General features: G+C 31.3%; 9 protein-coding genes. All 9 read right to left on the bottom strand.

Annotated features, from left to right (window positions below; all coding sequences use genetic code 11):
- Positions 1–29 precede the first annotated feature (29 nt).
- Positions 30–2,117: a right-handed parallel beta-helix repeat-containing protein gene (locus FCL54_RS18320; protein ID WP_138128384.1), complete on the bottom strand. Its 2,088-nt coding sequence runs from the start codon at positions 2,115–2,117 to the stop codon at positions 30–32.
- A 95-nt stretch (positions 2,118–2,212) separates the two neighbouring features.
- Positions 2,213–3,760, bottom strand: a complete 1,548-nt coding sequence (locus FCL54_RS18325; RefSeq protein WP_138128385.1) for a lipopolysaccharide biosynthesis protein — start codon at positions 3,758–3,760, stop codon at positions 2,213–2,215.
- A 726-nt stretch (positions 3,761–4,486) separates the two neighbouring features.
- Positions 4,487–5,365 carry a glycosyltransferase family 2 protein gene (locus FCL54_RS18330; RefSeq protein ID WP_138128386.1) on the bottom strand — a complete coding sequence of 293 codons (879 nt, stop codon included), beginning with the start codon at positions 5,363–5,365 and terminating at the stop codon, positions 4,487–4,489.
- A 26-nt stretch (positions 5,366–5,391) separates the two neighbouring features.
- Positions 5,392–6,594, bottom strand: a complete 1,203-nt coding sequence (locus tag FCL54_RS18335) for a glycoside hydrolase family 88 protein (protein ID WP_138128387.1) — start codon at positions 6,592–6,594, stop codon at positions 5,392–5,394.
- 27 nt (positions 6,595–6,621) lie between these two features.
- The gene (locus FCL54_RS18340; protein ID WP_138128388.1) at positions 6,622–7,182 is read right to left on the bottom strand and encodes an acyltransferase; all 561 of its coding nucleotides are present in this window, start codon (positions 7,180–7,182) and stop codon (positions 6,622–6,624) included.
- A 65-nt stretch (positions 7,183–7,247) separates the two neighbouring features.
- Complete coding sequence (locus tag FCL54_RS18345; protein ID WP_138128389.1) at positions 7,248–8,444, bottom strand: glycosyltransferase; 1,197 nt, start codon at positions 8,442–8,444, stop codon at positions 7,248–7,250.
- A gap of 10 nt (positions 8,445–8,454) precedes the next feature.
- Positions 8,455–9,648, bottom strand: coding sequence for a glycosyltransferase (locus FCL54_RS18350; protein WP_138128390.1), 1,194 nt, complete (start codon positions 9,646–9,648; stop codon positions 8,455–8,457).
- 8 nt (positions 9,649–9,656) lie between these two features.
- Entirely contained in the window at positions 9,657–10,823 is a 1,167-nt protein-coding gene (locus tag FCL54_RS18355; RefSeq protein WP_138128391.1) for a polysaccharide pyruvyl transferase family protein, read from the bottom strand.
- 4 nt (positions 10,824–10,827) lie between these two features.
- A complete protein-coding gene (locus FCL54_RS18360) occupies positions 10,828–11,868 on the bottom strand; it encodes a glycosyltransferase (protein ID WP_138128392.1) in 1,041 nt (346 codons plus the stop codon).
- Between the last annotated feature and the right edge of the window lie 13 nt (positions 11,869–11,881).

Below are 11,881 nucleotides of genomic sequence, written 5' to 3' on the forward strand. Positions count from 1 at the left end.
CACTCCAAATCAGTAATATATAGAAATGATTATCCGTTATTATTGGGGAATTTGAAACCGTTGTTATTAGGGATTTTAGCACCGTTGCTTACAGGAGCATTAATTCCTGAATAAATTGTAGAAATCCCTATCGCCTCATCCAGGTTAGATATAATGGTATTTTCTTTTATAAGTACTTCTGCAACATCATAATTCCTCTCTTTTTGCCAGTAATTATTAACTTTTATCAAAGGTATATCTTTTCTTGTTAAGCCATTGGCTGTAATAAAATTGTTTACTATCTCTACTTTGTTTGCAGCTTGAGCTGAGATACCGACAGCATCCCCCATTACTTGGAAATCAGAGTTCTCTATCGTTACTATTGCATCCTTATGTCCTATATGAAGACCTATGGCATAATTTTTAAACGAACAATTATTGAACTCATATTTTCCAGCAAGGTTTATCTTAGGGCCATCTTTTCCACCTTTTGCTGCCACAAACTCGCAATTATTATATGTGCCTCTTGGAAGGTCTAGTCCAGTTTCGGGATTATAGCCGGTTATTTTTAGATTTTCAAAAATACTGCCCCCTTCTACTCCTCCACTGATTGCTCGGAATGCTGGCTGGCCAATAATAGTTATGTTTTTAAGATGAACTGGTTTTCCCCATATAGATAATCCCGAATCTTTTTTCTTATTATTATTTTGTATGGTTATATTTGAAGCTGTTACTCCGAATGGATCTTTACTGCTAATCGAAAATAATGCATCCGTGAAGACCATATCCTCAATTTTTATGTTAGGTCCTGTGAAATATGTTAAGGAGTCATTTATTTTGTTTCCAATAAATGTTGCATCATGGTATGCCATGATTCTGGTCCTATCAAAATGATTATTTTTTACTAAGGCTCCTGTAAAGGGCTCAGATATTGCAAGCCCAATTGCTCCTTTAGAACCCATAATATTCCCTTCAACAATAGCATCTTTTCCATCAAATAAAATAACATCATAAGCAGCATTATTATAAAACTTGTTATCCTTAATAACAATATCTTTATTCTGAAAAAAACCTGCTTCTACATCAATTCCTGACTGAGGAGCTGCGCCTTTTGTATCATGAATTATATTGTTGATTATTAATACATCTTTTGCTCCACCAACCGTGATTCCTTGTCTGCGGTTAAAGGCAAACTCTGAATTTTTAACAGTTACCTTTTCTGTAATCACTTTGTTCCAAAGTTCTATGTATAACTTGTCAGTAGTTGTTTCATCAAAAACTAAATATATATAGTTTGCTTCTTTTGGAATTGTAATGGTACTGTTAGTAACTTTTTGAGCACTGAGCCGGGAAAGAAATGTACCATTTTTTTTATAGAAAAAAACATCATATTCACTGCTTGAAAGATTTTGTACATGATCAATCACAAATGTGCTTTGTTCATTAGTCATCATTTTTTCAAGGGAGAATTTTGATCTGATTTTATTGTTATTGGGTATCAGCGCTCCGTTAGAAGCTATTGAGCCCGATTCAAAGTCACCCTTGTATAATTCGTCTATCATAGTAGCTGAAGCTCCTATGCAAAGCCCATCACCAGTAAAGTTTTCTGCTTTTACATCATCTATGTTTAGGTTAATTGCGCCATTAGCTAAAATTCCATAACCGCCTTCGTGTGTTCCCGAGGTATAAGGTGAATCCTTCTTAAAATAATCATGTACATCTTTGTCACCCCTATAAGTTCCACCCTTTAAAGTAACATTTTTTGTACCAGGTCCAATATATAGTAATTCATACCGTTCTTTACCGTTTGCTTCTTTTTGTAGAATGGCTTCTTTATCAAGTTCAAAAGTAATATCGTTAACCATGTTTATTCTGCTTTCCTTATCTATTAGATAGATGCCAGCAGGAACATAAAACGTAGTGTAGCCCTGTTCTTTTGCCCATTGGAGTGCTTGATTTATTCCTTTTGTGGTTTCCAAGGCGTTATTCCCTTTGTTACTAACCTTCCAGCGATCAAGTTCTAAAGTATAGATTTTACCATTCGCAATTCCATCTCCATTAGCAACATTAAAAGAAACAAATATTAAGCAGCAAAATGTAACTAAACAAAACAATAATAATTTATTTTTATATCCCATCTCTTCTCTCCTATTGTTATTCTTTATTAATCATTATGGTCATAAAAATCCCTTATCATAATTAGAAAAAATAAATAAAGAGAGAAGAAATCATCTTAATAATTAACCTTTCTATTAACTAATATCCTAGAATTAAATCTACCTAACAACCCTTTTAGAACTCCGAATAAGTAGATAAACTCAGATGATTTATAAAAAACAGTTAAATAGATTATATTAGGAATCAAAATACAGATGACTACTTTTAAAGCTATACTTCCTAGACCTGCTTCCGGTACAAAACTGCATAGAAAATTTGTACAATAGTATGCACCTACGGCCACAACTAAATAAAGAAAATACCTAGTAAAGTAATGAGCTACTGATGTTTTAAATACTTTTCTATAAACAAGAACTGGTGTAAGCCAAAATGGAACTAGTAAGGTACTTACAAGAGTTCCAAGAAATACACCTGCAATTCCTATATATTGAACTAATATTATCGAGAAAACCAGATTAATAGCTGCTTGGAGCAAAGGTGCCCACCTATCCTGATGGAAGATGCCTGAGGTTGTCTTCATTGTAGTAATCGAATTTCTCATCCCTCTTTCCAAAAAAAGAAACATGAGGATGAATAAAACATTTTTATCCAATAAAAATTCTGATCCAATCCACAGAGTAATGAAAGGATCTAAAATTATTAACAAGGAAATAGAAAAAAATGAATAAAGCCAAAAATTCAATAACCACATTGCTTTATATACACTATATATTTTTTCTATGCTTTCCTTGGCAACCAGGTTACCAACACTATGATATAAATTACTAAAGATTTGATTAGCAAACGTTCTACAAATTTCTATAAGCATTTTATAATTTGAATACAAACCAACAGCTGCCACACTGACAAAAGAAGAAATAATAATACTATCTGTTCCAAAAATTAAGTAGGATCCAATATTCTGTAATATTATTGCTTTTACATTTTTTATGATACTGCCTTTTGTCTCGTTGTCTAACTGGGTTGTAACTTTTTCTTTTAAGAAGGGATACATTCTATCTACCTTGATAGAAAGGATAAGTGAAGTCAAAATGGTTATAATACTTTCTATTACTAAATATATAAAATAGTTTTGTGTATACACTAATATGGCAATTCTTATCCCAGTTAAAATAATAGATGAAACTGAAAAGACAATTGTAACAATATAATTTCTTTGACAGACATTTAAAAAGGAGTGTTTATAAATAAAAAAATAAGGAGCAATTGTATTAATTAGAAATATCAAGTAAATCAGCAGCACGTTTTCAACTTTTGTATCATTTACAATAAATCCAAGAAAAGGCACAACAATTAATCCCAATAGTAGTACTACTCCAGCTATAATTAGATAGGCATTTTTATATAGCTTCATTAACGCTTTTATTTTGTCTTTATCATTTTCTGCAACTGGTTTATAAAGACTGTACATTATACTTGAACCAATCCCAGCTTCTGCTAGAGCGAGCATTCCAAGAATATTTGCAAACAGTCCATTAATCCCTAAATATTCTATTCCTAAGTAAGTAATAAAAACAGTTCTAGAAATAAAGCTTAAAGCTGTTATTATCAGTTGGTTTCCTAATCCTGCAGATATATTGATTAAAGAATGTTTAATTCGCATAGTTAATCAGATCTACATTCTTTATATAGATTTACAAGTCTACTATTGAAATCCTGTGTAAAAGGTAAATTTTTAAAAAGCATAGAATACACCCCTATGTACTTTATATCCCTCAAGAAAAGTTTTTCCTGTTCACTGTACCACCTTTACAACCTTTTTTTATACTAATAAATCCATAGACCTTTTATTAGTGTTTCATTTTTATTATAAGACCTTTCAACACCAACACATAACGTTTTCAATAAAGAACAAAGTAATAGAACTATTATAATTTCAAAGTCCTTATAAATTAGTCTCCCCCCACTTGGGAAATATCCCGAATTTTAAAAATTACTTCCTTTCTGTTAACGCTATATTAAGTTTAAAATATTACTGCTAATTGTATACATAATAAAAGATTATATTACTCTACAGGTAAGAATTTTTTCTTTTAGAAACAAGTAATATTAACTTATACATTTGTGGATAAATCCAAAATATAACAAAGCGAATTTTATGATGCTGACGATTTTATTAATCCTGAAAGTATGAACGTTTACTCTCCTTAATTTAAAAAAATGACGCCGATATTTCAGAGGTTGTTGGGATAGATATTATGCGGAACCTCCAAGACATGATATTAAAGTAAGCGTTTATGATACAATCTACTCCTTTATAATAAATTTTGAGTAGTAAACATGATGTTTAACCCTGTTGAAACACTTACAGTTAACTCCCGTAATTATCTCAATCATTGAATAATCTTTTTTTAAAATACACTATAAGTATTGACATTAATAAAACAATTGGTTGTATCTCTAAATGTTTTGCACTGTCCTTTATATTAATATAAGGTTTTACATACTCGTAATATAAATTGTAATTTGATAATCTACCGCGAAGATTATAATTATAGAATTTTATTTGCTGTTTAATATAGCATGCTGTTCCTTTAGGATTTTTTCCAAACACTTCCTTCATATTATTAGTTAAACCATCATCAAGGTATTCGCATAAATAAATCGTTTCATTAAACCATCTTAACTTATAACCATCATTTGCCATTCTATCCCAAACAGTTGCTTCCGTTATAAATTTTTCATTTTCAAATTCATCAAATTTATAATTTTTTAATATTTTTGTATAAAAAACTTCTGCTTTGTCTCCTGTTATATTATGATTGTTACGTTCAAGGGATGAAGCATCAATATATTCACCCTTAAAAGTAGTCCCATAAATATCATTTTTATTTTTCCCTTTGTTCCCAGAAACGCCACAGAATTTCCCACTTTCTCCTATTGTTTGCTCCCAAAAAATAACTTTTTCAAGCGCATCATCGGTTAATTTGTCATCAGAGTCTACTATAAAGAACAATCTTCCAGTGGCGAGATCTGTTGCTTTATTTATTGCTCTGTGTTTCCCTCCATTACTTACCTTCAAGAATCTTATTTGAAATTTATTTCTTTCTTCTTTCCAGCGATTAACTAGATTTTCCGTATTGTCAGTCGAGCCATCATCGATAATTAACCATTCAAAATCTTGAAATGTTTGTGTCTTCAAAGAGTTATATAGTTTTTCTAAAATATATCCTCTATTATAAGTTGGGGTGAATACGGTAATCTCCATTTTATCCTCCCTCTTCATATAGTTCATTATGAAACCCTTTTACTTTGTAACTCACTCAATACTCTTAAATTTATACTTCTTATACAAAATCCTTGAGTAAAAGGCAAAATGTTAAATGAAGAAGAATAAACCCCTATATCTTTTGTGTCTCCTTGGGAAAAATCAACAGATCCTGATTTCCGTGTAACACCCATCAAGTACCTTATAGCTTTGTCGCTACTTTCTAAACAATCAGAAGAAACTCCCTTTAATTGGGCAGCGTTTAATAAAAACCATCCCAATGTTGCAGTAGAGGAAGAGTCAGTTCTACATTCGCTCCTAGTTACAGTCCAGTTCCATCCTCCATTTGGCTGTTGATATTTAATGACTACTTTAGCGAAATTTTTTATACTATCCTCAAGTTTCACATTATATTTTTTGCTCCCTTTCAATTCATTCCATGTGTCTATAAGACCAATAGCAAACCACCCTAATCCTCTACCCCACCCAAATAAACCCAGAGGTACTTTAGAATTAATATCATAAACATGACATGGTATTCCATTATCTTTTAGCATTCCATACTTCTCATATTCTTCAATTTGCTTAAGAGCTAAGTTAATACAATCTTCTTTATTATATTTAATCCCATAAGTTGATAAAAAAGGACATATAAACCCAATAGTATCAATATACCGATAATTTTCCATGAATTTCCTATATTCTACTGTACCATCATTACCTATATGATCATTTATTAGTTCCCAAATATAATCCAATGCACTTTTATATTTATCAATATCTATAAAGTCTAACTTCATAATTGCATAGGCTAGAATAGCAGAATCTATATGTTTTGGTTTTTCAATCCATTGTCCTTTTTGATTAAAATGCTTTTCTAAGAAAATGTTAATTTGATTTTCGATTTCTTTATCTCTATTAGTTTTCAAATATTCGATTAAACCTAATAAGAGCGATGCTTTCTGCCAGTGCTGGATAGTACTTTTAGTATAGTTACCTTTAAACATATCAATTATTATTAACCTTGAGTTATCCGTTACTTTTATTTTTGGCGTTTTTAATAACCAACTGGTTGCTCTGTTCGTAATAGAATTATTCCATAAAAGTTCGTCATTATATCTACCAATATGAATCCTGCCAATCCAATTATTCATTATAGGCAATATGTCTGTTACAACAACTATTAATACAGACATAAATAAAAAATATATAAATACTTCAACTATCATTAAAGTCAGCATCCTTTCAACCTTGCCTTATTTAACATATCCCAATCCATTATCCAAATCTTTTGACATTTCATTACACATAGCCGGGGTTATGTTTTGTCCTATAGTCCAACTATCATCATAAATTTTTGATTTTGCCATGTTATATCTATGCTTCTCTAAATATTCTTCAGTCTTTGCTAAGACTCTAGCTGGATTTCCCCCTACCACTGATCCTTCAGGAACAGACTTTGTTACTATACTACCAGCAGCTACTATAGATTTCTTTCCTATTGTTACTCCTGGCATTATAAGAGCCCGTGCTCCTATAAATACGTTGTCATCAATTTTTATTTTTGCAATCTTTGTGTAATCAAGCTCCCTCTTTGTACTAGCATCATGAGCTAACAAATAAACCTGCGGAGCAAAAGTAACATTATCCCCTATCTCTATCAGCCAGCAGTGTGCATAATCAATAGTACTACTGGTCAAACCATGACAGTTTTCCCCCACTTTCATCCCTCTTTGAATACAAGCTTCAACAGTTAATTCTTCAAGCGATTTGTTTCTCATAAGTGCTTTTAGGAGTCTCATTATTGGATTTAACATACCCCTTACCTCCATTTCTTGCAAAATAAAAAAGATAGGGAGATTTTCTTGTCTATTCCTACCTTTTAAATTAATTTATATAATTTTTCTACTTCATTTTCATTTCCAAGATGTTCGTTAGATAAGTTAACTATAAATTTATTTTTTAAATTTTCTTCTTTAATTATCCGTTGTATACCATCTGCAATAGATACATAGTCCATATTAACAATCAATCCATTTTCCATATTATCAACCTGGTCCTTAGCAGTAGTAAAATTTGTTACAACAATAGGTTTATGGAGGATCTTGGCTTCCTCAACAGCTATAGATTTACCTTCAAATCTGGAAGGTTGTACATAGATATCAGCTTTTTTGATATATGGATAAGGGTTATCTTTGACACCTAAAAGTGTAAATTCATTCTGAAGATTATTCTTTTTTATCATACTTTTATAACTTTCATTTTCTTCTGGGGTTCCAGTTCCCAAAACACGCCATCTTATTTTATAGCCACGATTAATTAATATTTTGCAAGCTTCTATTGCCATATCTATACCTTTGACTTGGCATAATCTTGCTACTGTTACTATATTTATTGTATTATCATCCGTTTCATAATTATCATATAATTCTTCCTTTGAGAGCGATTGAACTATATGTGAAGAAACTATATTATTTATAACTTTGACTTTATGAGAGTAACTTGGAAAATGTGTTACTAGAGACCGCTTACATTCTTGAGAGACGGTAACTATATGGTTCAATTCCTGAAAATAAGAATTATCAATTTTTTTATCCATGCCTGAGTTTGAATAATTTGTGTGAATCCACCCGATTTTTTTATCAGCTTTTACTTTATTAATAATAAAATAAATAGGGGACCGTTCTAAATAACCGATGGCAACATGGTATTTCTTATTAAGATTATTTAAAGAGCCAGAAATATATTTCCAAACTCTTTGATCGCACCTTGCTCTATTTATTTCATTCCTAAAGATATAGCCTGCTTGAATTCTTGAGATTACGATATTTAATCTTCTGTTCTTTACACAACAGTATATAGCCTTTTTTATTGGCATATCAAAATATTTAAACTCTTCCGGCTCTTTCAGTAAATTAACTTGTTTTGGTAACTTTCTCAGAAATATTCCTTGATGTTTGAATAAATATAAATCTACTTCAAATTTTGTATAATCAATAGTCTCTAATAAAGAAATTAATGACTTCTCAGCCCCACCACAATTTAAGCTATTCATAACAAACAGGACCTTTTTTTTCATTGTGTATCACCTAATCACAAATTTTATATAACTTCTTTATTTCGTCTTCAGTGCCTAATTTTAAACTAGATAAATTTTGAATTAAGTTTTGTTTCAAGGTTACATTGTTTATTAAACGTTCAATCCCCTCTGCTATTCCGTTTGGATCCATATTGACAATTAAACCGTTCTTACCGTCCTCAATTTGATCTTTTGCAGTACTAAAATTTGTTACAACTATTGGTTTATTTAATATTTTAGCCTCATCTATCGCAATAGATTTCCCTTCGAATCGAGAGGTCTGTGCATAAATATCAGCTTGTTGAATATATGGATAAGGATTGGGGTTTAGTCCTAATAATCTAAAATGATCATCTAGTTTATTTTCTTTTATTAATTTAGATAGTTTATTTCTTTCTTCTCCTTCACCGATCACATTCCATTTTATGTTATATCCTTTATTGATTAGAATCTTGCAAGCTTCGATCGCTAATTCGTATCCTTTTTGATAGTGTAACCTACCAATTGAAAGTATAACTGTTTCATCTTTTTTCCTATTATATAGATCTTCATCTTTTTCTTGGGCCATTTTATTTATCATTATTGGAGACACTATATTATAAATCACTTCAACTTTTTCTTTTTGAGTCGGAAACCTCTTTTTTAGGATACTTGCACATTCTTCTGAAACAGTGATTATATTATTTAATTTTTCAAAATAGATCAGGTCAAACTCTGGGTTCATTCCTAAATTATCATAATCGATATGAACCCAACCTATTTTTTTGGTTGCATTCACATGATCTACACAAAAGTAGGTGGATGACTTTTCTAAAAAACCTATTGCCATATCATATTTCTTATTGATATTTTCAAGAGAACTTGAGAGATACTTCCAGCTGATTTGCTCTCTCTCAGAGATATTTTCTTTTATTCTATTTGCAAGAAAATATCTCAAACGATTGATCGCAAGTAATGGTTTTCCGTTCAGTAATAATTTATTGACTGATTGTAGTAATGGAGCTGAAAATAATTCATATGATTCTGGTAACGATAATAAATTAACTTCTTTCGGAAGGTATTCCATAAAAATACCTTCATGATTAAAAAGAAATAGATCAACATTATACTTTTTAAAATCAATTTGAGCTAATAAGCTGACCAAGCTCTTCTCTCCTCCACCTGCTGACAAACCAGGCATCACAAACAGCAAATTTTTTTTCATAAAACACCTCAGACTCTTGCAAATAAATTTTCTAAATGATTGACTGCTTGATAAGACTTTTTTTGTATTTGTGGTATGGATTGCCGAAGCTTTTGTCTAATAGCCTCTTCTTCGTTAAACATCTTCCCAAACTTATCTTTTAATTTGTTACTGTTAGAAATTTCTTCTATATTTAATACTAGCTTTTGTTCCCCAAAAATATCTTTTGAAATGCCTTTAGATTTCACACTATATCCCAATACCATTGTTGGAACACAACTTGAATAAGCCGCTATGGTAGCATGTGTTCTTGCTCCTATAAAAAACCTCATCCTGGCTATATAACCCTTATACTGAGTTGAATTTAAATTATCAGGAAGCATTATTACTCTTCCTGTATCTTTAAATTCTTCATAAAAACTATGAAGAATTTCAAAATCATTATTCCCCTGATCGATGACATGTGGAGTAAGAGCAATTGTCATATCTGTGGTATTAAGAATATGCAAAATAAGATTTCTAACAGCTGACTTAGAATCCTTATTTTTCTTGTAAACCAATGGGCTGAAGTTAAGACCAACTGTATTATCTTCCTGCCAACCTTCTGGCAACTTTAACTCTTCCTTTTCAAGCGTAAAAGCTGAATCCGCACACAATTCTACATTAGTTAGCCCTTTCTCTATTAACATCTCAAATGTTAGGGTTTCGCGAGCCAGAATTAAATCAAATAACTTCAAATCTTCAAGTTTCCTAGCAGACATGTCTTCTTCACCAATCGAACATCCCCACAATATTAACTTTTTCCCAAGGGCTTTTACCCTTTTATGGATTTCATACCAGCCAGGCTGCTCTCCATAACAATAATTATCTCCTCCAATGGACAAGCATACATCTGCATTTTTGATATGTTTTATAACATTGCTATGGATCTTGCCAAGAGCAAAAGACTCATCGTTAAAGACTTTTACCTTAAAGGAAGAGATCAACCAGTCATAAGAAAACTTTTCAATAGTAGAATCGGAGCCATCATAAATTCCATCTAATTGAGTTATTATTTTGTCAGATTCTGGCCTACCTGAGACAAGATGAACCTTCGCCCCTGGCATCCTTTCTTTTATAATTTTTGTTGAAGCACGAACAATTGCTTCACACCCTCTGTTTTGACTTCCTCCATGAAAAAACATTAAGATATTCATCTCACTAACCTCCGTATTTATTTCGAAATCTACTATAAGCGGTTACACAATAAAGTCCGGCAATTGATTTTCTCTTGATCATGTCCAGGAGAAACCGTTCATACCTACCTACTGTTTTATAAAGACTATGGTACTGCATCGACAATGCTTCTTTTACATGTTCGCTATTTACCATACGCTTCACATAGTTATACCTTTTTCTAAAGGTTAGTTCCTGTGTAGAATAAAAATACAGGTGGATAAAAGACATAACATTCCTGATTAACTTATGAGATTTATATTCTTTAATCTTGGTTTCGTTATACTTTTCTGTCACTATTTCTGGTAACTTTGCGAGATACACTTCTTCAGCTCTTTGGAAATAGTCCTTTTCTAATATATTTTTAGTTGCACTCCCTAAAACATCACGGTAATGATACCCTGTATAGTCGATATACCTTGCTGATCTTGCGTGACTAAAATAAATCATATTAAACATTCCATCTTCACCAAGTGGAACACCAACAGGAAACCTTATATTCTGTTCTGTAATTAATTTATTTTTATATAGCTTGTTGCATACGGTATTACAATTATCAGCTTTTAGAAAATAAGGTAATAACTCTTCCTCAATATAATCCGAATCTAACTTTTCATTTACTCTGAAAGGATATCTTGTAGTGGTCGTTCTTTCTTCATTATCGCTTTGAAAATTACAAAGGATTACATCACAATCATTTTCCATTACTTTTTCATATAGAAAACTGTACATATCCCTTTCCACAAAATCATCTGAGTCAACAAAACCAACATAATCTCCAGACGCAATATCTAATCCACTATTCCTAGCTGTACTAACTCCCTGGTTTTCCTGATTAATAAGGATTATACGTTTGTCCTTCTTACAATAGTTTTCAATAATGTTTTTACTCTTATCGTTTGATCCATCATTTACAAAAATAAATTCACATTGTTCTAAAGTTTGGTTTATAAGTGCCTCGATACATTGAGCGATATATTTCTCACTATTAAAGACTGGTATGATTACACTTACCTTTGTTCTCATATAACTTGCTCCT

It is taken from the genome of Exobacillus caeni (genome assembly GCF_005747095.1).
GTDB classification, from domain to species: Bacteria; Bacillota; Bacilli; order Bacillales; family Guptibacillaceae; genus Exobacillus; species Exobacillus caeni.